This window comes from Pontimicrobium sp. MEBiC01747 (genome assembly GCF_053601635.1).
The window spans coordinates 1-23,021 of sequence record NZ_JBSHNS010000192.1 but is presented as its reverse complement, the minus strand read 5'-3'; the positions used below and the strand labels follow the sequence as shown (position 1 = coordinate 23,021).

Below are 23,021 nucleotides of genomic sequence, written 5' to 3'. Positions count from 1 at the left end.
CTTTTTTTTTAGTTTTTTTAAGGAGTGTTTTTTTTCTTCTTGTCCTTATTATATATACGCGTTTTTGGTTGGTTTTTACTCTTGTGGGGGTTATCTATTTTTTAAGGGCCTTGTCTTTTTTTTATCTCTGCTTTTAAAGTTGTGCTTCTCTCTTGTTTTTGCTTATTAATTTCTTCAATCTTTATCTTTTTCTCTTTTGTTTAATGCTCTCTTGCGTTAGGGATTGAATGGCTTGTTTGAGCTCCTTGAAAAGAGCGAGTAATGAAAGCCCGACCTTATTACTAAGCTTTTCTTGCTTTGTAATTAGGGAACGCCTTAGAAAAAGCTTCTATAGAAAGAAATTCCACACTAATCCAAATCGTACTGCGAAATCCCTGTATGGTGTGTTTGGTGCGGAATAATATTTGTATCCTGTAAAGGCTGCATTAATGTGTTCTGCTTTTAAGTAGATACGGGTTTGACGTACTTTTGCGTTTATAAAAAAGTCTAATCTTGGAAATCCTCCTAATTTTACATCGTTCTGTGTGTAGAATTCTGCTAAAAGAGGATCGTAACCATTCATGTTATATTCTGTAAAGTAATTGAATGTTATTCCTGTTTGTAAATACATTGCTTTTTTAAAGACATAGTTTGAATAGTATAGTGTATTACGTGTTATTATTTCTGGGACGTTTAATGTGTTGTTGTTGTCTTTTACATTTTGATACATTACTGTATTGTTTAATGCAAAGTTTCTATACTTTATTTCTTTATTTGCTTTTACTCGCAAATAGGTTATTGACTTATCGTTTTGAAACGGTTTTACTGCTCCTGTTTCATCTTTACCAAAATAGACGTAATCGTTTATTGTAGATGCATCTACTGTTATATTTGCTATTTTTTTTGATGTTAGATTAAAGGCTAATTGTTGTGTTTGTACATTGTTAAAATTATTTTGCCAATTGTAGTTTATATATGCACTTTGATTTAACTGTGTGTTGTAATTTGGTGCTTTGGAACTATGGTTTATTTGTGCCGCCAACTTAATATCGTCTGTTATTTGATAGGCTGCTTCTCCTTTTGCATAGTTACCTTCTAAGTCTCCCGCTACATTTATTCCTAGTTCTCCTTGTATTAGAAAACCGCCTATTTGCTTTTTATATTTTCCACCTACTGCAAACACATCTCCTTTTAGCCGGTTAGTTATTGTGCTACCGTTTAGGATTACTATTTTATTGTAGCCGTAATTGTAATTGTTATGGCTTGCATTGAATTGTAAATCTCCTATTATGTTGTTTGAGTAGTTTAATTGTACTTGATTATGTAATTCTTCTAATGTTACACGGTCTCTTAATAGTGTGGATTGGAAGGCGTTTCCAAAAAAGGTATTTGCTGTTGTTTGATCGAATGTAAAGCTTTTGTCTTTAAATAGCATAATATGCTTTACGTTTAAATTGTTTTTTGCTACTGAATCGTTTTGATTAATTATTGCATAGGTGTGATTTAAATAGAACCGCTTTCCTTTTAATACATTTTCTGCGTCTTCGAAATTTACTTCTAACACGCCGCGGTCTTTAAATTCGTCGTCTCCTGATTCGAAAAAAGCAACGCTTTCATCGGTTAATCCTCCGTTTTCCTGATTTAGTAAATCTTGAGATACGAAGTGCGCATTTGCTATATAGCGTTTGTTTTTTGTTTTGTAACTACTGGTGAATCTAAAATTACCTGTACTTGTTAGTATGTGTTGGTATATTCCTAATGATCGCAGTCCTTTATAGGCGGCAGACAGATTAAATTGCTTAGTGGTATTTACTGTAAAGAAGGCATCTATTAATTGCCCTTGGGAAAAAGCTGTTTTGTAGAAAAGGTCTGTTAATGGTGTTGGTACATGGTAGTAGTTTATATCTTTGGCTTCCATGAAATTGAAATGTCTAGCTCTTGCTCCAAACCTTGGCATTAGGCTTGTATCTTCAAAATTATAACTTAGGGTGTTATATGTTTGCCCTAAGTTAGAGAATGGCATTAACTCGAAATTATCTTTTCTTAGGTAGTTATATTTGTATTCTTTTTTTATTGTTAGGGTTGTATCTACATGTGTTGTATCGTTTGCATGAGATATTATTAGGTAGTCGGTTATTTTAGCGTCTTTATTTTTTATATTTTTATTGCTCGTACTTTTCCCTCCTCTACGTTGTACTGTATCGTTTATTGTTCCTATGCCTTGGTTTACAGATCCGTTTTGTGTTCTCAATGCTGGGTCTTTTATTTCTTGTGCACCGGCTGTTATAGAGAAACTTAATAAAAAGACTACTAAAATTATTTTATTCTTCAAATCATATTTATTTTTAAACCTTAAATATAAAAACGGGTTTTATATTTATTTGGAATTTTTGCCAAAAATAGGAAATATCTTAAAGGGTTTTTCATTTTACAGTAATGAACTCTCTTAATCTTTATCTATTAACACATAATTACACTATTTTATATAACTATAGTGTTAAGATTTATATAAATGCTAAAATTAAATTTTTCTGGTACTATTTTAGAGTGTGGTACTGATGAGGCTGGTCGTGGTTGTTTGGCGGGGCCTGTTACTGCTGCTGCTGTTATTTTACCTCTAACTTTTGAGAATAGTATTCTTAACGATTCTAAGCAGCTTACCGAAAAGAAGCGAGAGCTTTTAAGGCCTATTATTGAGGCTAATGCGCTTACTTTTGCTTTTACTCATGTTTATGAGGAAGAGATTGATTCTATAAACATTTTGAATGCTTCTATTATTGCGATGCAGCGTTCTATTTTAAAGTTAACTCCTACTCCCGAATTTATTATTGTGGATGGTAATAGGTTTAAGCCTTTAAATACTATTCCTTATGAGACTATTATTAAAGGTGATAGTAAGTTTATGAGCATTGCTGCTGCTTCTGTTTTAGCAAAAACATACAGGGATGATTACATGAATAAAATTCATGAAGAGTTCCCTATGTACAATTGGAAAAAAAATAAAGGTTATCCAACTAAAGAACATCGTGATGCCATTAGAAAGTATGGCGCTACTAAATATCACAGAAAAAGCTTTAAACTTCTGCCTGAACAATTAAAATTAAATTTTTAGTTTTTACTTACTAAAACAAATGGGTATTTTTACCGAAATCTTATATTGATATAATGAAATACCTTTGGTTCTGTTTTTTGCTTTCTTTTTTATTAATTAGTTGTAATACTGAAAACAAAAATGCTTCTATTTATGATTTTATTTCGGAAGATGCTTCTGTTATTCTTAATACCAACACGATTGAAAGCTTAGCGAGTAATTTAAATAATAGTGATTTAATTAATGCTGTCGCTCCTACTCCTGCTTATAAAAAGCTAACAGGCATGCTTTCGGGTTTGGAGTATTTAAATACTACAAATTCTACTATTATTTCATTATTAAAAGATGATAATGATAGTTTACAATATGTTTTTGCTACTAAGTTTACTGCCGATGTTTTTAATACAGATTCTATTCCTAATGTAACTATTGTAGATGCTACTGCTGGTAAGTATGCCGCAAAACGTATTACTTATAATAACTCGATTTTATTTACTTCTATTAAGGATAGTATTCTGGTTGGTAGCTCTAATGTAAATGCTTTAGCTTCTGTTTTAAGTTCTTCTGAGAAAAGTGAGAATAAAACCGTAGTAGATAAATTACTAAACACCACTAATAGAAGTAATCATTTATCGGTTGTGATTAATGCTACTAAAAACAATTTTATTACTTCTCTTTTTAATTCTGATGTTTTACCTTTTTCTGATTTTACCAATTATCTTGCTTTTGATACTGAAATTACGCAAGACCAAATGGTTTTAAATGGTATTACAAAAGCTACAGATTCTACCAATAGTCTTATAAACGTTTTTAAAAACACTATTCCTCAAGAAAATGAATTGGCTAAAATTGCACCTTCTAATAGCGATGGTTTTTTAAGTTTTACGTTTGACACTTTTTCTGTTTTTAAAAATAATTTAGATGCTTTTAACTCTAACGCTTCTGATAGTATTTCTATACCATTGTTTGATAATATTATTGAGGTTGGTACTATTTTCGAGAATAATAATACTGCTATTGTTTTAAATTCTATAGATGTTATTAGCACTAAAGATGCTTTATTAAGCGAACAAAATAGTGTTGATAATTATAGGCAAATTCCTATTTATAGTTTTAGTATGCCTTCGTTTTTTAAGGATGTGTTTGCTCCTTTAGTGTCTTTTGATAACGCTCAGTTTTATTGTGTTATCGATCAGTTTTTTGTTTTTGCTAATAGCTTGGATGCTATACAGAATATTATAGCTAATTACCAGAATAAAACAACTCTTGCTTCTCGAGGGTATTATAAATCGTCTATTTCTAATTTAAGTAGTGCTGCTTCTATTTTGTATGTTACTAACGCTGCTTCTTTAAAACAAATTTTAGAGACTAACCTAAATGTAGCTATTGAAGCGTCTTTAAAATCGTACAAATCTTCTGCGCTTCAGTTTATTTACGATACTAATTATGCACACTTTAATGCTGTTATTAAAAAGAACAAATCTAAAGCTGTTAGTAACGCTGTTACTGAAGTTTTAAATATTAAATTAGATGCTAACGTATTAAACACACCTCATTTTGTAACTAACCATCGTACTCGCGGAAAAGATATTGTTGTGCAAGATGTTAACCATAAGCTTTATTTAATTTCTAATACTGGTAGTATTCTATGGAAACGCCAATTAAACGGTCCTATTTTAGGGGCTATTAAGCAAATAGACATTTACAAAAATGGGCGTTTACAGTTAGCTTTTGCAACACCTAATCGGGTGTATTTAATTAGTAGAGATGGTAAGGATGTTACTGGGTACCCGCTAGAGTTTAATGATATTATTACACAACCGCTTTCGGTTTTTGATTATGATAGGAATAAAAATTACCGATTATTTGTTACACAAGGAAAATCTGTATTATTATATGATGCTAAAGGAAAATCGGTTAAAGGGTTTAAATTTAAAAGTGCTGATGCTACTATTAACTCGCAGCCTCAACATATACGAATGGGCAGCAAAGATTTTATTTTAATAAAAACTGATAACAAGTTAAACATTTTGAGCAGACGCGGTACTGCTAGAGTTACTGTTAAAAACCAACTAAAATACTCTAAAGAGCCTATTTATAATTATAAAAACACTTTTACAACTACAACAACTGATGGTAATTTGGTTTCTATTGACCAGTCTGGTAATGTAAAAACAACACCGTTACAGCTTTCAGAAAGGCATAACATTACTGCGACCTCTAAAACATTAGTAACTCTAAGCGATAATAAACTAAGTATAAAAGGAAGAACTATAGATTTAGATTTTGCAACGTATAGCGAACCAAAACTTTTTTATATTAACGATAAAATATATGTTTCGGTTACCGATTTGCAATCGCAAAAAGTATTATTATTTGATAGTCAAGCAAAATCTATTGCTAATTTCCCTGTTTATGGTAACTCTTCTATTGACTTAAACAACATAGATAAAGACAGAAGTTTAGAGTTTGTTACTAAAGGTGAAAGTAACTCCATTTTAGTTTACGAGATTAATTAAATTTTGCATGGTATTTTATACTATTGCACTTTACAATAAAAGCACATAAAAAAAATGATAAAACGTACTAACGCCAGTATTTCAAAATTTATAATTCATAAGGTTGGTAATAAACATAACGATACTAAAAATGCCTTTTCTGAACAGGAAGTACAGTTTGATGAGGAAAGTTATAATTTAATGTTGCCTTTTTTATTACGTCCTTTTGGATCTGTTGTGCAGAGTTTCCGTTTTAATCACCACTCTAACGTAGAGCTTAATGAAATTAATGCATATGCTAGACAGTTGTTTAAAGAGGATGAAGATACTTTTGTAGAAACTTCTAAGAATATTGTGAAGCATTTGTTTGAGCAGTCTAACTCTGCACAAATAAAAACTGGTGATGTTTTAATTGCTATGTTTGAAGGTATAGAATACCGAGATATGGTAACCAATGCTGTTGGTATTTTTAAAATTGAAAGTAAGATTAAGTTTTTTCAAACTTTTTTAGAGGGTGGTAGTTATGATGTATTTGTACAAAATGGTATTAGTTCTAAAAAAGTGGATAAGGCTTGTTTAATTTTAAACCAGACCGACATGGAAGGTAATATTATTTTTAGTGCGGATAATAATAATTACGATGCGCAATATTGGACCGATCATTTTTTAAATATTAAGTATGCTGATGATATGAATAATCATACGCATAACTATCTAGATTTATGTAAAGAGTTTTCTACCGATGTTTTAAAATCTAGTTATGGTGAGCAAGAGCGTAATATTTTCTTAGCAAAAACTATTGATTATTTTAAGGATAATGAAACAATAAATGTTGAGAATTTTAAGGAAGAGATTTTTGAAGAGGAGAAACACATCCAAATGTTCGAGGATTATAAAAAGGACTACGAGAAAGAATTAAATGTTGTATTACGCAATCAGTTTGATTTAGCTGAAGCTGTTGTTAATAAGGAAAAGAAAAAGATTAAAACCGATATTAAGCTAGATACTCATATACAAATAAAATTAGATATTGATGCGCCAGATGCCGCAAGTGAACATTTAGAAAAAGGATACGATGAAGAGAAAAAAATGTTCTATTACAAGGTGTTTTTTAACGAGGAAGGGCAGTAAAAAGAAGGCATTTATTCTATTATACTAAATAGTATTAAGGCTCATAACAAATATACTCTCGTTTGTTATGAGCTTTTTTTTAGGTAAGTTTGTTAGTGTTAGATATATAATGATTTATGCACTTTGCTAATTGAAACCTAAATGAAAAACTTTTTCTTACTTTTTATATTTTGCCTTCCCGCCATTGTTTTTGCCGAATATAATGGTGTTCATTTAGAATTTGATATTGAACTGAATGATGGTAGCAAGGTTCATGGTTATAAATATGTTGCTCATGGAAAGAATACGGAAGACTATAGGAAGTATCTCGAAAAAAATTACAGTACTTTTTTACAAAACCAATTCACTTACGAGCCTGGAACGCATAGTTTTTACACCAAGCGCTTAAGTTATAATTATAATGGTGTCTCTGTCTATAAACTAATTAAACCTACCGAAATAAAGTTAACTCGTATAAAAATAGTAAGCATTACTAAAATGATAGTCGCTTCGTACGCTATACAAATTGTAGGAGACTATAATCCAGAGGATCAACTTTGGATGCAAACTGAGCCAATTATAAAATATTCTGAACATGAAGATCTGTGTACCTATGATATTTTTATACATAAAACAGGCTCCACACCTAAAGAATTAATTACAAAAATTAAAACAATTGTAAAGGAAACTGAAATAAAAATACAAAAGGAATTAGAACTTCTTAATACCTCAGAAAATTATGAGGATTTATATCGTAAGAATACTCAACTTATTTATAAAGCACAAAACTCGGCACTATCTAAACTTATTAAAGACAGTAATTGTTTAAAATCTATTATTATTAGTTTATGTACTTGTTAAAATTTTAAACTTTACTAATGAAGATACTTCTAGCCCTATTATTTATTATAATCTCTTTTGGCTCTGTAGCAATTACTACTATTGCTATTATTCAAATATTAAGTAATAACTTTAAAGACTCAAAAAGTAAATGGATTTTAATTTCTATGATTGGCTTTATAGGTCCTATTCTTTGGATTATTAAAGGGCGGAAATTAATTACGAACTCAACAACTTAAATTAACACTAGAATTCCTGGTATAAAAACTTCCTATTCTATTTTAATTGTTCTCTGCTTTAGGATATGATTTTATGTTAAATCATTTAAAAAAGATATAAAACTCCTAAAAGCTTTCTTTATATTCCCATCTCATAATCTAAAAAGAATCTTTTGAGATTACTTAAAAACATATTACTATTTCAGAAAAAAATAGTTTTTACTTCTGCTATAATTGCTGTAGCTATTGGATTTATATTTAGTGTAAGTTTAAATATTATTGGACTTTATTATCTATATATAGCACCAATGACTCATTTATTCATTTATGAAATAAAAAACAAAAATGAATATTATTACTATTATAATTTAGGTTTAACCAAACTTATTTTATGGGGTTCAACATTTGTAATAGCACTTATAAACTTATTAATACTATCACTAATATGACAGGTTTACATATAGATAGCTTAACAAAATCTTATAACAATAGAGTGTTATTAAGTGACATTTTTATTTCCTGTAACAAAGGAGAAATAAAGGGTCTTATTGGGCGTAATGGTTCTGGAAAATCGACATTATTAAGAATAATTTTTGGAACAGAAAAAGCAGATTCTAAATTTGTTCGGGCAGGTGGTAAAGTTATTAAAACCGTTTCAGATGGAAGACATCTAATTAACTACCTACCTCAAAATAATTTCTTACCTAATAATGTAACTATAGCTTCTTTAATAAAATTATTTCTTTCCAAAACGCAAAGTAGTATCGTACTTAATAATGAACATGTAAAACCATTACTTTATAAGCGCAATCAAGATTTATCTGGTGGAGAAAAGAGAATTATTGAGATATTATTAATTATACATTCTAATGCTCAATTTATTTTACTAGATGAGCCTTTCAATGGTGTAAGTCCTATTATTAGAGAATATATTATTAGCTATATTAATACAATGAAAGCTTCTAAAGGTTTTATTATAACCGATCATGATTATGAAAACGTTATCAACTTAGCAGATACTATAGTTTTCTTAACTAATGGATTTTTAAAGCCTATAAAAGATAAAAGTGAACTTATGGAGTTTGGTTATATCCCTAAATCTACTTTTAATATGGTATATAAATAACGATTAAATTAGTTAATAAACTCTGCTTCAAAAAGTGTTTTAAAATGTTTCAGTAGTTTTTCTTTCACTTCGTTTTCATCTACTGTTTTCTTTCCTAATTCTACATTAAGAGAGGTTACTGCCTTACCACGAATACCACACGGGATAATATTATCGAAATATCCTAAATCTGCATTTACATTTAGTGCAAACCCATGCATAGTAACCCAACGGCTAGCGCGAACACCCATTGCACATATTTTTCTAGCAAATGGCGTCCCTACATCTAACCAAACACCTGTTTCACCAGGGCTTCTTTCAGATTTAAGGCCATATTCTTCTAAGGTAAGAATAATCATTTCTTCTAAAAGACGTAAATATTTATGTATATCTGTAAAAAAGTTTTCTAAATCTAGAATAGGATACCCAACAATTTGTCCAGGTCCGTGATATGTAATATCTCCTCCTCTATTAATTTTATAAAACGTTGCTCCCTTTTCTACTAATTGAGCCTCGCTTAATAATAGGTTAGACATATCCCCACTTTTACCTAAAGTATAAACATGCGGGTGCTCTACAAACAGAAAGTGATTTTTAGTTTCTAAACCAGCATTTTCTCTTCTGTTCTTAATTTTAGTATCTAATATGTCTTTAAATAAACTCTCTTGGTAATCCCAAGTGTCTTTAAAGTCTTTAGACCCTAAATCTTTTAGTTCTATTGTTTTGTTCACAATTTAATCTTCTAAAATAACTTCTAAATTTAAAGCTTCAGGATTACTTACATACTCCATAAACCCATACTCTACAGTAACACTTTTTCTATCTGCACTATATAATGCCTTCTCGTTAGATACGGACTTAATTGGCTTAGGGAAGTGGTAATTTAATTTGTATTTAGAGCTGGCAAACATCATACTCATTTTGCTTATACTATCTGTCATTTGCTTGTAAGCTTCTTTATCTAAAATCTTAGCTGTTCTAGTAAATACTTTTCCATTGTAAGAATAACTTAATTCTGTACTTCCGTTCTTTCCTAAAGACGAGAAAGGGTTATTAGGGTCATTCACTTTAGCGGCTCCTTTGCCTTTCATATTACTAAAGTTATTCATAGCCTTAAACATATCCTGCAATTCATCAGCTTTACTGAACTCTCGATACATATCAAACTTCATTTCCGAAGTTTTAGTATTCATTACCATGTGCATATTAAAGGGTTCAAGACTTTTTAATTTTTCTTGCTCTTCGGCCGATAATTTTGAGATACTGTCTCTTTTAGCGTCAAATAATTCTTTAAAACTAAATGTAGAATCTATAACTTCTTCTTTGCCTCCCATTTCATCGCCTGCCATTTGCATTAGCTCTGCCCCATCAAAAGAAAACGACATTTTACCAGAACCATCTTCATTAATATATATGTCTTCAGAAAATTGACAACTAGTTAGCACAAACACTAAAAGGCATGCTAATAAAACAGTAAATCTTTTCATTTTAATAGGTTTATTTATGGTTATAGTTAGGCTACAAAGATAACGATTTATCTGTTAGGGTTATTAAGTATAACCAATGCTGCAATAACACCTGGAACCCAGCCACAAAGCCACAATAGAAACACAATAACGATAGAACCACAACCTTTATCTAAGACTGCTAAAGGTGGGCATAAAATTGAAAGTACGACTCTCCAAAAACTCATAATAATTTTGATTTAATTTAATTCTACATTTCTGTAGATTGATGATTGATGTGCTCATATGACGCAGCATTTTATATTTTGTTACACTTTTATTATTTATAAACTTTATAAAATAGTTTATTAATGTTTCTTGTGTAAAAATTAGTTTTAATTCATCTGTTTTAATTCTATCTTTGCTGGCTTAATTATACATCATATTATATTATGTCACAGTTATCTGAGCAAGAGCTCGTACGAAGAGAAAAGCTAGCAAAATTACGTGCGTTAGGGATTAATCCTTATCCAGCAGATTTATTTCCTGTTTCTGAAACCTCAAAACAAGTCAAACAGGACTATAAGGAAGGCAAACAGGTAGTTATTGCTGGGCGTTTAATGTCTCGTCGTATTCAAGGTAATGCTAGTTTTGCAGAACTACAGGATAGTGAAGGGCGTATACAAGTTTACTTTAATAGAGATGAAATTTGTACAGGAGATGATAAAACCAAGTATAATGATGTCTACAAAAAATTACTAGATATTGGCGATTTTATTGGTATAGAAGGTGAGTTATTTACTACTAAAGTTGGTGAAAAAACTGTAATGGTTAAAGATTTTACACTTTTAAGTAAAGCCTTAAAACCTTTACCGATGCCAAGAACTGATGCAGATGGAAAAATTCATGATGCATTTACAGACCCAGAAATGCGTTACAGACAGCGTTATGCAGATTTAGCTGTAAACCCACATGTTAAAGAGGTTTTTGTAAAACGTACAAAACTTTTTAATGCCATGCGTTCGTTTTTTAACGACTCGGGGTATTTTGAGGTTGAAACGCCTATTTTACAACCTATTCCTGGTGGTGCTGCTGCACGACCATTTATTACACACCATAACAGTTTAGACATTCCATTATATATGAGAATTGCAAACGAGTTATACCTAAAGCGTTTAATAGTTGGTGGTTTTGATGGCGTGTATGAGTTTTCTAAAAACTTTAGAAACGAAGGTATGGACCGTACACATAATCCTGAATTTACAGCAATGGAAATATATGTTGCTTATAAGGATTACAATTGGATGATGGATTTCTGTGAACGTCTTTTAGAGCATTGTGCTATTGCAGTAAATGGTACTTCGGAAGCTACTTTTGGAGAACACAAGGTAGATTTTAAAGCGCCTTACAAGCGTATTACTATGGCAGATTCTATTAAAGAGTTTACTGGTTTTGATATTACTGGTAAAACTGAAGATGAGATTAGAGCGGCTGCCGAAGGTATGGGCATTGCTGTAGATGATACTATGGGTAAAGGAAAATTAATTGATGAAATTTTTGGTGAAAAATGCGAAGGAAATTACATACAACCAACATTCATTACAGATTATCCTAAAGAAATGAGTCCTTTATGTAAAGAACATAGAGACAACCCTGAACTAACGGAGCGTTTTGAATTAATGGTTTGCGGAAAAGAAATAGCTAATGCTTATTCTGAATTAAATGACCCTATAGATCAACGTGAGCGTTTTGAGCATCAATTAAAATTAGCTCAAAAAGGAGATGATGAAGCTACTGAGTTTATAGATCATGATTTTTTACGTGCTTTAGAGTATGGTATGCCTCCTACTTCTGGAATGGGAATTGGTATGGATCGCTTAATTATGTTTTTAACCAATAATCAATCGATACAAGAAGTGTTATTCTTCCCGCAAATGCGCCCAGAAAAGAAAGCTGTTCCTATGAGCGATGAAGAGAAAGCGGTATTCGAAATTTTGAAAAAAGAAACGCCTATTGTATTAAATGATTTAAAAGCACAATCTGGTTTAAGCAACAAAAAGTGGGATAAAACCATTAAAGGCTTAACTAAGCTTGGTGTTGCTAAAGTAAATAAAACAGATGATGGTTTGTTTGTAGAAATAGTATAACTACTACATGAAACTGTTAAAACAATATAAAGCATATAGTCTTGGACTATATGCTTTTTTAATTTTTATCCATTTTGTTTTAAAAGACAGGCTATTTCCAATAAGTATTATTTTCTATGCTACACCTTTAATTTTAATTATTTTGTTAGGATACCTTATAGCACTCTTTTACAGGAAACAAAAAACAATAGTTTACCCAATTATAATATTTCAGTTTGTATTATCTTTTTACTGGTTTAACAATTATTATTTTACTCAAACAAAAAAACCTCTATCGCAAACTAATTCTGTTTTATTTTGGAATGTTGCTAAAAGGAAACAATTTCCTATTCATCCAATCATTACTCATACTAAAAATAACAGTTGTAGTATTATAACTTTAGTTGAAGCGCTTCATGTTAATGAACAGGATTTAGAAAGCTTAAATACAAACCTACCTAATTATAGTATAAAAAAATTAAGAGGTGATATGTTATTAGGAGTAAAAGGCACTATAGATTCTATTAGCTATAAATATGTAGATAAACAATACAAATTTAACCACATTAAAACCTCTATAAATAATGTACCCACAAGTGTTTTAATTGTAGATATTTATGCTAGTCCTTTTATTAATAAGAAGCAACCACTTATAGAAGTCCTTGATTATGCCAATACTCATAACATAGATATTATTGTTGGAGATTTTAATACACCTTACGAAAGCGTTCACTTTACAAATTATACTAAATGGTATTCTAGTTTCCATAATTACAATAATGGTTTTTCTGCAACATGGCCCTATAGCCTTCCGTTATTAGAACTAGATCAAATATGGGTTTCCCAACCTTTAAGACCTGATATTCTTAATAGTTATAAATATGCTGTTTCTGACCACAAACTATTAATTGCTGAATATTACAATATTAATAAAAGATAATTCCTGTATAAAAAACAGGAAAAACCACTAGCTATTAAGGATTATAAAACTCTACTTTACAACCACTTATATATACATATTTGCATAATCAATTGATATGGCGCAAACCGAAAAGCCAATATTAAACAGAGTAGGTAGGCAAATAAAAATATAATGGTTTCATTTAAAGAATTATCAATTACATTTGATTCTACAAAAGGAAAAAAACAAAGAGAGATTGCTACTGCAGTTTTTAAATCGAAAGTTAAATCGGCTCAAGCAGTTTTAAAAGGTTTTAATATTCGCTATACAGATGGAGATCATCATGTATTAGAACAAGAAATAGATTTAGATATCACTAAAATTGTAGGTAACACTGTTACTGTAGCTGCAGATTTTCTATTAAGAGATAGTAGCGGTCATATAGATGATCGTTTTCATGGCTGGGTACAATGTGTTGTAATCGCAAACACGTAATACAAAAGAGTAGAACTAAAATAGAAAGCGCATATTATTTAATTAATATGCGCTTTCTTGGCTCTAAACTATAAACTAAATTTGGATTAATTTAATTAAGGGTTTAATTCAAATGCTTAAGAATTTGTTAAGTCTTCTGTTTCAAAATCACTATCTAAAGTGTCTGAAAAAAGCATAAGGAGGGATTGAATAATTTTCATAGCTTTAATTTATTTTTCTTTTCTATTAAGTCGAACAGAAAATAGATGCCTTACATTTTTTTACATCCATATCTATTATTTTAAAGTAAGTTTGTAATATCATCACTATTTATGGATATTGTATAACAACAAGCCTAACAGTATATTTTGAGAACTACAGACAAAGCGTTATATTTTTGTAATACACATCCTTTTTTATTGTCTCATAAAAACTGCAAACTGTGTAGGCGAGGTATGTGCCATACATGTATTAACAATAATGACACAGTTTGCGCTTCTTGTATTAAAGAGCGTTATTTTACTCCAGATTATTACACTAATATACAAGAAGTTAAACATGCTTTATTAATAGGTATTATAGTGCTTATTATTTATTCTATTTTCTTTTTCTCAACAGCGCACCAATTAGAAACAATTAATTTGCTATGGAGTTTTATTGGAGGAATTGCTATTGGTAGTGGGTATTATTTAATTAAGAATGTATCTCTATATTCTGAAACAAATAAAATTCCATTTATAGGTTTTAAACTTACATTGGTACTTGTTGCATTAACCTTTGTTTTAGGTATTCCAATAGTCTATTTTATATACAAAACCTTTGTTTTAATTAAAACATATTATTTTAAATCTAACACCAATACTTTAGGTCGTTATTAAAATAAATAAGAATAATGAAAGTAAAAAAAGGAAGTTAAAGTGGTAAGTTTTTAAGAAATGTATTAGTTACCCACTTATAAAAGATATTTTTATTAGAGACATTTATACCACGCTCTCTTAAAGCTTTAATTCTATTAATAGTTTTTATAATTTTTAAAACTATTAACAGAAGAATTACTATTGTACTAACCGTTAAAATTGCCCCCATAATTATACAACATTAATAAATAATAAAATAGAAAGCATCAATCTACTTCCATAAATCGATAAATCGACTATTAAAATCGCTAAAAAGCATAAAAATTCGCTATAACACCTCCATTTACTTTGCAGTAATGTTAATTATCTACATAATCAATAATAAATAGTTAAAAAACAGAGGGAAACACAAAAAAAAGACTTTAGAGGCTCTAAAGTCTTTTTTAATATTATAAAAATTATGTTATAATCCTAAAACTGAAGTTCCTTGTTCAAAAACCACATCTACTGGAATATTTGCATGACTAAGCTTATCTAAATCTCCTTGAAGTTCTTTAGAAATCCTTACATAATTAGCTACAAAATTATTTACACCATTGTAATCTCCATCTCCTTGATAACTTAAAATAACTTCGGAAAGTGTTTCCATTGCAAACTCCATTTTTTGAAAGTTAACGGTATAGGTTCCATTATTATTTCTAGTAAATGCGCCCATTTGCTTAAAGAAATTAAAACGAATCATATTTGCTTTTCCATGTGCACTAGAGGTTCCAAAACGAACAGATCTAAATATACCCGCCATAAAGGTTACCATATTGTCTTTTAAATCTTCTTTTAACTCACCTTTTGCATGCAGTTGTTGTACCATATATAAGCCAAGAATGTCTGCTTTTCCTTCTTCTAAAGCACTAGCGTGTTCTTTAAGTGCCGTTCTTACTGTTCCTTTTCCTGTTATTGTATTTTTAATTCCTAATCCATGTGCTACTTCATGAAACATGGTATTAGCAAAAAATGCATCGAAAGTAATATGTTTTCTTTGAGCAGGATCTATTAAAACATCAGCAATAGGTACTAAAATTTTATCAAACTTAGCCTGCATTGCATTTTTTAGCTGTAGGCGTCTTGTTCCTTTTTTTAGTTGCACTTCTTCATCATTGGGTAAGTTAATTGCTATCGTTTTACTTCCAGAGTTACAATCTCCTGCATAAAAAACCACATCGTAAGCATTTAAGTCGCTATCTGTTCCTGGTTTTTCTTGCTTATATTTTTCTCCTACTGGTAAGCCTTTTTGTAATTCTGGTAAAAAGCTACTAAACTTCTCTAATTTTTTGCTCCAGTCTTGGTCTTTAATTAGCACATAACCTTCATGAGCGGCTTTGTTTCCAAATAATTGGTCTTCGTAGGTTTCAATTGGCCCAATCACAATATCTAGTGTATTGTTTTTCATATCCATCCATGCATAATCACTAGCTTGATAGTCGTCATTTAATAGTGCTTTTGCTCTTAGCTCTAAATATTTTTTTAGTCCTTTATCTTCTGCTAAACTTGCTGCTTCTAATAATAGTACTGAAACTTCTTTTACTTCTTTTTCAAATTGTTTGTGGTATGGTATGGTGTACAATTTACCTTCTTCATCACGGCGAACAAAATTATAAATGCTAGACTTGTCTTTCATCGTCGCTTTTTCAAATGCTTCCTTTGTTATATCTGCTGGATAAAAATTTGCGCCTTTAGGTTTTTCTCCTACGCCCTCGACAAAAGGTTTATTATTGTCTAATCGATCCCATGGTCCATAATTAATTTTTATATACTTTTTAGTATCGTCATCTGTTGTATTTTCTAATAAAGCATCTAAATCGCCATAGGCTTCATATGCAAATAACTTATTCATTTTGTCTGCAGCCTTAATTAAAATAGGGAGCATTTGGCGCTCTTTTGCTGTTAATGTATTTAGATTGGATGTTAATTTTACACTTACATATTTATCTAAGTTCATTTGCATTGCTGTTTTTTCGGTTTTAACAACATCTTTAGTTGTAGACTCTATAGTTGTTTTATCTCCATCTTTTTTACAGGACCATAAAACGGTCATTAACAATAAGGTTCCTATCGTTTTTTTCATTGCTATAATATTATACATTACCTTCCAAAGTTAGCTATTTTTATATTGCTATTCTACATAGTCGGCAATTGGGACTTTATTAATTATTACATTTTTTAAAACTGCATCACCTTCTTTAACGTATACCAAGGCATAAGTATTATTTGGTATTGTATCTCGTTGTGCTTCTCTATGAGCCTCTTCGGCAGGTTTAGCTTTATTTTCTTCCATATAAAAGCGATTAAATGGTAAGTTAAATCTTAATGTATTGGTGTTATAATTATACCAACTTGCTTTGGCTATAACATAATCTTCCTTTACAGGTAATGGTTTTTTGCTAACTTGTGTTAACTGAGCAAACCCTAAACTGTCTTTTTTTATATACACATAAACATCGTCTTGTCGCAACCAAGTAGTATCTGGCGTAATCGCCGAATTTATGTTATAGCGTAATGTTATGTATTTTCCTCTAAAAGGATCTGTTGGATCTATAGGTTCTGTTCTAAACTTATAGGCAGTTCCAGAATCTAAAATAGTTTCTTGACCTAAAATCATTTGTATTGGAATAAACAATTGTACTAATGCGATTAATACAAATAGTATAAATATGTGTTTTATTTTTATAGCTTGCATAAGTGTTATTTTAGTGTTTTACATTGTTTGCATTTTGCTTTTTAAGCATGATGTAATTGGTTATAAAAAAACCAACACCAACGGCTACAAATAATAACCCTCTAACTACAAAACTCATGTTAGTATCTAGAAATCTACAAAATATTAGAGCGGATACAATTAATAATCCGTAATTTAAAACTCCAAAATGCATTTTATCTACTCCTATTTTTATAGCATTTATACCTAAAACAAATAATAATATATTTGTTATTACTGTTGGTATAACATCGTCTGTTAGTCCTACAAAAAACAAGACACTTATTATTATGTATATATAATGAAAAAGGTTAAAGGTTTCCAACCGTTTCTTTAATAGTAAACGTATTAGTACAAACGTGGTTAGTATAAATAGGACAACAACAAGTGAGCTTTCACTAATAAAAGCATGTTTAATTCTTAACACATCTTTCCATACCCATCTAAAACTTGCAGTTAATAACAAGACTATAGAGCCTAAAGAGCCAAGAACTAAATAGCCATTTTGTCTTAGTTTTAAATTTTCTAAAACGCCTAACTTTCCTATATTATAGAATAAACCAAATAGAATAATATAAGAGAGAAATATTAATTCATCGAATTTAGTAATAAATGCACCTAAGGTTATTACTAAGCTTAATGGTAAAAGCCAATTAAAAACAGATGTTATATTCGCTTCAAATTTATGTTTTAGTAGAGTATAATAATATGGTAATAACACTAGTAGAAGCACCAAATACATCCATGGGATATTACTATTATACGAATAGCCATATTCGCAAGCATATATTGTAGCAAATAATAAATGTAATAATGCTAAGGCATGAGATTTTAACAAATATATTAATGGTGCACACAATAGTATCCAAGTTAACATATAACGACTAAAATTACCTGGAATATTATATATCTGACTCACCATTGCCATGGAAGCACCTACTGCAAAAAACAAAAATACACCTGATGCTTCTTTCCATGTTTTACTTTTTTGTTTTAAAATGGAAAAGCCAACCAGCAATTGCCCTATAATTAATGGGGCGAAAGCAAAACATGTTTTTATTGTTTTCGGAAAATCATCCCAATTGTGTGCTAGTATTAAAATAATTCCTAACCCGACTAAAATAGAACCTAATACTCCAAACACAGTAAATAATCGGTTAGGGTTTGTTGGTTGTTTTAAGTTATAGTAATGTTCTATTTTGGAAGCAATGTCTTGAGATATCACGCCTTCTTTTACCAATTCTGGTAATTCTTTTTTAAGTTTTGAATGCATTGTTATTGCTTTAATATTAATGATATGGCTTTTTTACGCAAAAGGATAAGACCAAATAGCTAAACCAAGTAATATAAATTCTAAAAGTAGAAAAAGTAGGTTCCTTATAATCTGATTATTAATTTTCATGATAAAATAATAATCCACTAAAGCAAACATCATTCCTAACCCAATTAAAATAGGAATTGATAATACTAGTACTAATGAAGTTCCTCCTCCAACTACAGGGAAATATGCTTTCATTATTATTTGAATAATAGAACTTATTAGAAAAATGGCGAATCTTAATTCCTTATTCATATTTAGTTTGATTGCCCTATAATAAATTGTACAACTGTTAAACTTATTCCCATAATCAAAATTATTATAGAAAGATAAACATAGTTAGGCGTTTTAAACTTTTTTTTATAGAGTCCAATTATAGCAAGAATCAATAATAAGGGTTGTCCTAAAATACAAGGTATAGTAAACATTTCTTGCATAACTCCTATTAGCACATACCGCGATTTAAAAACAGTATGATTTAAATATATTAAAAATAGAAATAAAGGTGCAAAAATTGAAAACGCTAATACTAGTTTTTCTAACGTTATGTTTTTTGATGTCATCATGTAATGTTTTTAATTTTGTTTAAAAAACGGCGCAACATATTTGCTACGCCATTTTTTTGGTTAACTAACGTAACCAATCATCAAAACAAAAAGATCATATACACGATAATTCCTTCAGCAATTCCTGTTATTATAGACATTCCAAGAATATCTTTTATTTTACTTCTTAAAAAGAAAACGGTGCTTAATATTGCTATAATAGCGGCTAGCAATATTTCCAAAGCACCAATCTCAGATAATAAATACGTTATTCCTGTAAATGCAGCGGTTACTCCTAATGTTATAAGTCCAAACTTTATAATTTCGTCTTTAGAATAATTCCCTTCTTTAAATCCTTTTCTTAAATCTCTTAATACAGAGAGTATAAATAATAATGGTACTACCGATAAAAATGGTGCAAAAACGACTTTAATCCCTTTTACAATGGTTAAACTATTGTAGTAAAAAAATGCCATAGCTGTAAATGCTAATAAGCCTGTTACTATTATAGATTGAAATGTGAATAATAATTCTCTCTTTTTAGTATTATCTTTTTGCTCTGTGTTGTTAAATATTTGATTCATAATATTATTGTTTTTGATGATTTAATGTTGTTTAGTTTGATAAAAAGAAAACGTGTACAGCCAACGCTAATAATACGCCACTTAAAACCCCGTTTACTTTTAGGTTATTATACAGTATATAATTAAGCACATAGCTACTTATTGTTGTAGAGTTTATTAAATGTGCAAAAATTAAATTTTGTTCTAATTTTTGTTGTGTTATTAGTTCTAACACCTGCATGATTGCTAAACTAGAAACAATAGCGACTATTAATAAAATAGTAGCGGGTCTTTGGTTTTTAAGTTTATACTCGTCTGTATTTTTGGGTAGAAAATGCTCTATTAAAATAAAGCGAACAAAAAATAGCATTGGGATAGGAAACAGTATAGATGCAATTATTTTTATAACATCTTTTAATGTTTTTATTTCGTCGTATCCTAAAAATACTAAATAGACAAATACTAAAACTGAAATTCCAGTAGTTACAATAAAAGCGGCATTTACTTGCTTTAGCTTCATTTTCTATATACCTAAAGGGTTTATAATGGTTGTATTATTACAACTCATAAATGCAACACACTTACTATAGCTTTTTATTGTTTCTTTCTTAATTGTTTTTGAAAAAACGGTCATTGTTCCAAATACAACTATTAATATGGTGGTTTTTAGATAATGATTCATATTGTTTTGTTTTTAATGATTACAGGACAAAAGTGCAATACTTTATAATTGTACAAAACACAATTTTAATTAAAAACTGACGATATAATTTATATTCAATATCTTTATAACACTATAATTAGTATTTAAAATAATAAAAAACTGACGATATAATGACAAATTTAAACGATATAATATCTACGCTTTCTTCTGAAGAGCAACAACAGTTTATTCATTATTTAGAACGAAAAAACAAACGTAATGACACAAAAAACATAATATTATTTAAGCTTCTAGTCAAAAATGAATTCGATTCTAAAACAATATGCAACACTATATATAAAAACTATAATAAAGATGCATACCACGCTTTAAGGAAACGTTTATACCAATCTATTATAGATTTTATAGCTAATTCTAATTTAAAAGAGGAGAATTCTGTAGATATGCAAATTATTAAATACATTTTAGCGTCTCGTACTTTTCTAAATCATAAACACTATAAAGTAGCTTATAAAATTTTAGATAAAGCAGAAGCCATAGCTACAGAGCATCATTTATTCGCTATACTAAATGAAATCTACCACACAAAAATTCAATATGCTTATGCCAATCCTCAATTAGATTTAGATAGGCTTATTATTAAGTTTAAAAACAATCAGAAAAATCATTACCTAGAGGATCAACTAAATATCGTTTATGCAAAAATTAAACAAATCTTAAATAATATTGCATATAAAGGAGAGGTATTAGATTTTGAAACTCTTTTAAACACGACTTTAAAGGAGTACAATATAAATAGTAACGATTTAATGTCTTTTAAATCACTTTATCAGTTAATATCTATAGTTAGTATTTCTGCATTTGTTTCTAAAAACTACTTAAAAATAGAGCCTTTTTTAATTCATACATATAAAACGATACAAACACATAAAAATAAAGACAAGCAATTATTTTATCATATACAAGTTTTATACTTAATCGCTAATACCCTTTTTAGAAATAAAAAATTTAACGATTCTCTTTTCTATTTAGAACAAATGCACAATCATATGCTACTAAAACGAAAAAAGCATTATAAAACATTTCTACTTAAATACAATTTATTACTTGCCCTCAACTACAACTACTCTAGCCAACAAACTAAAGCTATAACTATTTTACAACCATTTACAACCTACAAACACCAAGATACCGAAAACTTATTAGACATACATTTAACCTTAATTATGTTTTATATCCAGTCTGACGACTATAACAAATCTCATCAATTATTTTCAAAATTTTATCATACAGATAATTACTATGAAGCTAAAGCGGGTAAAGAATGGGTTTTAAAAAAGAACTTAATAGAAATTATTTTACATATAGAATTACATAACATAAATTATGTAGACTCAAGATTATTGAGCTTTAAAAGACTACATTTTAAATACCTAAAAAGTATAAATCAACAACGTGTTATTACTTACCTAGCTTTAGTAGAAGACTATTATAAAAAACCCGAACAAGTAACAACAGAAGCTTTTTACAATAAAGTAGAACATGCCTTTGATTGGGTAGAAGCAAAACAGGAAGATATTTTTGTGATGAGTTATTATGCTTGGCTTAAAAGTAAAATGGAAAACAAGCCGCTATATAACACTACATTGCAATTAATAAAACAAGCACAAACTGTTAATTAGTCGTTAAAATAACGTTCTATTTAAACCTTTTATTTTTTTGTTGGTCTTAGAAGCAAATAACAATTAAAAACATAAGTAGGATGAAAAAAATAGTTTTTGTATTAATCGCTTTAATATCGTTTCAAATTAATGCCCAACACAGAAAAGAGGGACATGACGAGCATAAAAAGGAAAGACGCCACAACATGAAAGACATAAGTGCAGAAGACATGTCTCAATTACATACTAAAAAGTTAACATTAGCTTTAGATTTAACTGAAGCACAGCAAAAAAAGGTTAATGCTTTAAACCTTAAACATGCAAAAGCTAAAAAGGCAAAAATGGAAGCTAGAATGAAAGCTAAAGAAGCTGCTAAAAAACGCTCTCAAGAAGAACGTTTAAAGCTTATGAATGAAAGATTAGATGCACAAATAGCCCACAAGAAAGAAATGAAAGCCATTCTTAATGCAGAGCAATATAAAAAATGGGAAAACATGCAAGCTAAAAGAAAAAGAGCTGGAAAGAAAAGAACTATGGGTAAAAGAAAAGCTATGAAAAGACCTAAACACAGAGAAGAGCATAAAGAGTAACAAAACATCTTAATGAATTAGTTTTTTAAGCAGAAAAAAGATGCCGATTATCTAATCGGTATCTTTTTTATTTGCTAATATTATGTAAATAGCTTTACTTTGGGTAATTAACGTCTAATTATCTAAAAATGATGAAGAAAATATTTACTTTATGTTTTTTTGCTTTTGCAATGGTTATAGGAACTCAATCTGCAACAGCTCAAAGCAAAGCTGAGACTAATGAAAAAGCAGTTAATACTGCTAAAAAACTACAACAATTATTGCAATTTGATGACGCTACTCTT

Annotated in this window: 24 protein-coding genes; 12 read left to right on the top strand and 12 right to left on the bottom strand. The window is 29.5% G+C overall.

Features of this window, described 5'->3' with window-relative positions:
• Positions 1-328 precede the first annotated feature (328 nt).
• Positions 329-2,311, bottom strand: coding sequence for a putative porin (locus ACVC2P_RS06350; RefSeq protein ID WP_452597639.1), 1,983 nt, complete (start codon positions 2,309-2,311; stop codon positions 329-331).
• A 180-nt stretch (positions 2,312-2,491) separates the two neighbouring features.
• On the opposite strand from ACVC2P_RS06350, the gene ACVC2P_RS06345 reads away from it, so the two are divergent.
• The 6 genes from ACVC2P_RS06345 (at position 2,492) to ACVC2P_RS06320 (ending at position 8,862) form a co-directional block, all read left to right on the top strand.
• The gene (locus tag ACVC2P_RS06345; RefSeq protein WP_452597638.1) at positions 2,492-3,091 is read left to right on the top strand and encodes a ribonuclease HII; all 600 of its coding nucleotides are present in this window, start codon (positions 2,492-2,494) and stop codon (positions 3,089-3,091) included.
• A gap of 53 nt (positions 3,092-3,144) precedes the next feature.
• Positions 3,145-5,589, top strand: a complete 2,445-nt coding sequence (locus ACVC2P_RS06340; RefSeq protein ID WP_452597637.1) for a DUF3352 domain-containing protein — start codon at positions 3,145-3,147, stop codon at positions 5,587-5,589.
• Between the two features lie 54 nt (positions 5,590-5,643).
• Positions 5,644-6,699 carry a nucleoid-associated protein gene (locus tag ACVC2P_RS06335; protein ID WP_452597636.1) on the top strand — a complete coding sequence of 352 codons (1,056 nt, stop codon included), beginning with the start codon at positions 5,644-5,646 and terminating at the stop codon, positions 6,697-6,699.
• Positions 6,700-6,840: 141 nt separating this feature from the next.
• Entirely contained in the window at positions 6,841-7,539 is a 699-nt protein-coding gene (locus tag ACVC2P_RS06330; protein WP_452597635.1) for a hypothetical protein, read from the top strand.
• A 17-nt stretch (positions 7,540-7,556) separates the two neighbouring features.
• Positions 7,557-7,757, top strand: a complete 201-nt coding sequence (locus tag ACVC2P_RS06325) for a hypothetical protein (RefSeq protein WP_452597634.1) — start codon at positions 7,557-7,559, stop codon at positions 7,755-7,757.
• A gap of 370 nt (positions 7,758-8,127) precedes the next feature.
• The gene (locus ACVC2P_RS06320) at positions 8,128-8,862 is read left to right on the top strand and encodes an ATP-binding cassette domain-containing protein (RefSeq protein WP_452597633.1); all 735 of its coding nucleotides are present in this window, start codon (positions 8,128-8,130) and stop codon (positions 8,860-8,862) included.
• Positions 8,863-8,870: 8 nt separating this feature from the next.
• Here the strand turns inward: ACVC2P_RS06320 and lipB are convergent, their stop codons facing one another.
• Genes lipB through ACVC2P_RS06305 form a run of 3 tightly spaced genes read right to left on the bottom strand, consistent with a single transcriptional unit; the run spans position 8,871 to position 10,534 of the window.
• Complete coding sequence (gene lipB / locus ACVC2P_RS06315; RefSeq protein WP_452597632.1) at positions 8,871-9,572, bottom strand: lipoyl(octanoyl) transferase LipB; 702 nt, start codon at positions 9,570-9,572, stop codon at positions 8,871-8,873.
• Between the two features lie 3 nt (positions 9,573-9,575).
• Positions 9,576-10,328, bottom strand: coding sequence for a hypothetical protein (locus ACVC2P_RS06310; RefSeq protein ID WP_452597631.1), 753 nt, complete (start codon positions 10,326-10,328; stop codon positions 9,576-9,578).
• Between the two features lie 47 nt (positions 10,329-10,375).
• Positions 10,376-10,534: a YqaE/Pmp3 family membrane protein gene (locus ACVC2P_RS06305; protein ID WP_452597630.1), complete on the bottom strand. Its 159-nt coding sequence runs from the start codon at positions 10,532-10,534 to the stop codon at positions 10,376-10,378.
• A gap of 204 nt (positions 10,535-10,738) precedes the next feature.
• On the opposite strand from ACVC2P_RS06305, the gene lysS reads away from it, so the two are divergent.
• The 4 genes from lysS to ACVC2P_RS06285 all read left to right on the top strand — a co-directional run bounded on the left by lysS (position 10,739) and on the right by ACVC2P_RS06285 (position 14,665).
• Positions 10,739-12,433: a lysine--tRNA ligase gene (gene lysS / locus ACVC2P_RS06300; protein ID WP_452597629.1), complete on the top strand. Its 1,695-nt coding sequence runs from the start codon at positions 10,739-10,741 to the stop codon at positions 12,431-12,433.
• Positions 12,434-12,440: 7 nt separating this feature from the next.
• Positions 12,441-13,352, top strand: a complete 912-nt coding sequence (locus ACVC2P_RS06295; RefSeq protein ID WP_452597628.1) for a hypothetical protein — start codon at positions 12,441-12,443, stop codon at positions 13,350-13,352.
• Between the two features lie 153 nt (positions 13,353-13,505).
• The gene (locus ACVC2P_RS06290) at positions 13,506-13,808 is read left to right on the top strand and encodes a hypothetical protein (RefSeq protein ID WP_452597627.1); all 303 of its coding nucleotides are present in this window, start codon (positions 13,506-13,508) and stop codon (positions 13,806-13,808) included.
• Between the two features lie 347 nt (positions 13,809-14,155).
• Positions 14,156-14,665: a hypothetical protein gene (locus tag ACVC2P_RS06285; RefSeq protein ID WP_452597626.1), complete on the top strand. Its 510-nt coding sequence runs from the start codon at positions 14,156-14,158 to the stop codon at positions 14,663-14,665.
• A gap of 34 nt (positions 14,666-14,699) precedes the next feature.
• Here ACVC2P_RS06285 and ACVC2P_RS06280 read toward each other — a convergent pair whose 3' ends face one another.
• The 8 genes from ACVC2P_RS06280 to ACVC2P_RS06245 form a co-directional block, all read right to left on the bottom strand.
• Positions 14,700-14,873 carry a hypothetical protein gene (locus tag ACVC2P_RS06280; RefSeq protein ID WP_452597625.1) on the bottom strand — a complete coding sequence of 58 codons (174 nt, stop codon included), beginning with the start codon at positions 14,871-14,873 and terminating at the stop codon, positions 14,700-14,702.
• Positions 14,874-15,107: 234 nt separating this feature from the next.
• The gene (locus ACVC2P_RS06275; protein ID WP_452597624.1) at positions 15,108-16,766 is read right to left on the bottom strand and encodes a dipeptidyl-peptidase 3 family protein; all 1,659 of its coding nucleotides are present in this window, start codon (positions 16,764-16,766) and stop codon (positions 15,108-15,110) included.
• Positions 16,767-16,814: 48 nt separating this feature from the next.
• Complete coding sequence (locus tag ACVC2P_RS06270) at positions 16,815-17,378, bottom strand: GDYXXLXY domain-containing protein (protein WP_452597623.1); 564 nt, start codon at positions 17,376-17,378, stop codon at positions 16,815-16,817.
• A gap of 10 nt (positions 17,379-17,388) precedes the next feature.
• Positions 17,389-18,669, bottom strand: a complete 1,281-nt coding sequence (locus ACVC2P_RS06265; protein ID WP_452597622.1) for a DUF2157 domain-containing protein — start codon at positions 18,667-18,669, stop codon at positions 17,389-17,391.
• Positions 18,670-18,702: 33 nt separating this feature from the next.
• Positions 18,703-18,912, bottom strand: a complete 210-nt coding sequence (locus ACVC2P_RS06260) for a hypothetical protein (protein WP_452597621.1) — start codon at positions 18,910-18,912, stop codon at positions 18,703-18,705.
• Between the two features lie 448 nt (positions 18,913-19,360).
• Positions 19,361-19,843: a hypothetical protein gene (locus ACVC2P_RS06255; RefSeq protein WP_452597620.1), complete on the bottom strand. Its 483-nt coding sequence runs from the start codon at positions 19,841-19,843 to the stop codon at positions 19,361-19,363.
• Between the two features lie 31 nt (positions 19,844-19,874).
• Positions 19,875-20,342, bottom strand: coding sequence for a hypothetical protein (locus ACVC2P_RS06250; protein ID WP_452597619.1), 468 nt, complete (start codon positions 20,340-20,342; stop codon positions 19,875-19,877).
• Between the two features lie 3 nt (positions 20,343-20,345).
• Positions 20,346-20,504, bottom strand: coding sequence for a hypothetical protein (locus ACVC2P_RS06245; RefSeq protein ID WP_452597618.1), 159 nt, complete (start codon positions 20,502-20,504; stop codon positions 20,346-20,348).
• Positions 20,505-20,656: 152 nt separating this feature from the next.
• Between ACVC2P_RS06245 and ACVC2P_RS06240 the strand changes: the two genes are divergently transcribed.
• Together ACVC2P_RS06240 and ACVC2P_RS06235 are read left to right on the top strand one after the other, a co-directional pair.
• Positions 20,657-22,168: a hypothetical protein gene (locus ACVC2P_RS06240; RefSeq protein ID WP_452597617.1), complete on the top strand. Its 1,512-nt coding sequence runs from the start codon at positions 20,657-20,659 to the stop codon at positions 22,166-22,168.
• 80 nt (positions 22,169-22,248) lie between these two features.
• Positions 22,249-22,737 carry a hypothetical protein gene (locus ACVC2P_RS06235; RefSeq protein ID WP_452597616.1) on the top strand — a complete coding sequence of 163 codons (489 nt, stop codon included), beginning with the start codon at positions 22,249-22,251 and terminating at the stop codon, positions 22,735-22,737.
• Positions 22,738-23,021: the final 284 nt, after the last annotated feature.

What these genes read in the sequence shown, in the direction of transcription:
- ACVC2P_RS06345 (WP_452597638.1), top strand. Translation starts at nt 2,492, where the DNA reads ATGCTAAAATTAAATTTTTCTGGTACTATTTTAGAGTGTGGTACTGAT.
- ACVC2P_RS06340 (WP_452597637.1), top strand. Translation starts at nt 3,145, where the DNA reads ATGAAATACCTTTGGTTCTGTTTTTTGCTTTCTTTTTTATTAATTAGT.
- ACVC2P_RS06335 (WP_452597636.1), top strand. Translation starts at nt 5,644, where the DNA reads ATGATAAAACGTACTAACGCCAGTATTTCAAAATTTATAATTCATAAG.
- ACVC2P_RS06330 (WP_452597635.1), top strand. Translation starts at nt 6,841, where the DNA reads ATGAAAAACTTTTTCTTACTTTTTATATTTTGCCTTCCCGCCATTGTT.
- ACVC2P_RS06325 (WP_452597634.1), top strand. Translation starts at nt 7,557, where the DNA reads ATGAAGATACTTCTAGCCCTATTATTTATTATAATCTCTTTTGGCTCT.
- ACVC2P_RS06320 (WP_452597633.1), top strand. Translation starts at nt 8,128, where the DNA reads ATGGGGTTCAACATTTGTAATAGCACTTATAAACTTATTAATACTATC.
- ACVC2P_RS06310 (WP_452597631.1), bottom strand. Translation starts at nt 10,328, where the DNA reads ATGAAAAGATTTACTGTTTTATTAGCATGCCTTTTAGTGTTTGTGCTA.
- ACVC2P_RS06305 (WP_452597630.1), bottom strand. Translation starts at nt 10,534, where the DNA reads ATGAGTTTTTGGAGAGTCGTACTTTCAATTTTATGCCCACCTTTAGCA.
- lysS (WP_452597629.1), top strand. Translation starts at nt 10,739, where the DNA reads ATGTCACAGTTATCTGAGCAAGAGCTCGTACGAAGAGAAAAGCTAGCA.
- ACVC2P_RS06295 (WP_452597628.1), top strand. Translation starts at nt 12,441, where the DNA reads ATGAAACTGTTAAAACAATATAAAGCATATAGTCTTGGACTATATGCT.
- ACVC2P_RS06290 (WP_452597627.1), top strand. Translation starts at nt 13,506, where the DNA reads ATGGTTTCATTTAAAGAATTATCAATTACATTTGATTCTACAAAAGGA.
- ACVC2P_RS06280 (WP_452597625.1), bottom strand. Translation starts at nt 14,873, where the DNA reads ATGGGGGCAATTTTAACGGTTAGTACAATAGTAATTCTTCTGTTAATA.
- ACVC2P_RS06275 (WP_452597624.1), bottom strand. Translation starts at nt 16,766, where the DNA reads ATGAAAAAAACGATAGGAACCTTATTGTTAATGACCGTTTTATGGTCC.
- ACVC2P_RS06270 (WP_452597623.1), bottom strand. Translation starts at nt 17,378, where the DNA reads ATGCAAGCTATAAAAATAAAACACATATTTATACTATTTGTATTAATC.
- ACVC2P_RS06265 (WP_452597622.1), bottom strand. Translation starts at nt 18,669, where the DNA reads ATGCATTCAAAACTTAAAAAAGAATTACCAGAATTGGTAAAAGAAGGC.
- ACVC2P_RS06260 (WP_452597621.1), bottom strand. Translation starts at nt 18,912, where the DNA reads ATGAAAGCATATTTCCCTGTAGTTGGAGGAGGAACTTCATTAGTACTA.
- ACVC2P_RS06255 (WP_452597620.1), bottom strand. Translation starts at nt 19,843, where the DNA reads ATGAATCAAATATTTAACAACACAGAGCAAAAAGATAATACTAAAAAG.
- ACVC2P_RS06250 (WP_452597619.1), bottom strand. Translation starts at nt 20,342, where the DNA reads ATGAAGCTAAAGCAAGTAAATGCCGCTTTTATTGTAACTACTGGAATT.
- ACVC2P_RS06245 (WP_452597618.1), bottom strand. Translation starts at nt 20,504, where the DNA reads ATGAATCATTATCTAAAAACCACCATATTAATAGTTGTATTTGGAACA.
- ACVC2P_RS06240 (WP_452597617.1), top strand. Translation starts at nt 20,657, where the DNA reads ATGACAAATTTAAACGATATAATATCTACGCTTTCTTCTGAAGAGCAA.
- ACVC2P_RS06235 (WP_452597616.1), top strand. Translation starts at nt 22,249, where the DNA reads ATGAAAAAAATAGTTTTTGTATTAATCGCTTTAATATCGTTTCAAATT.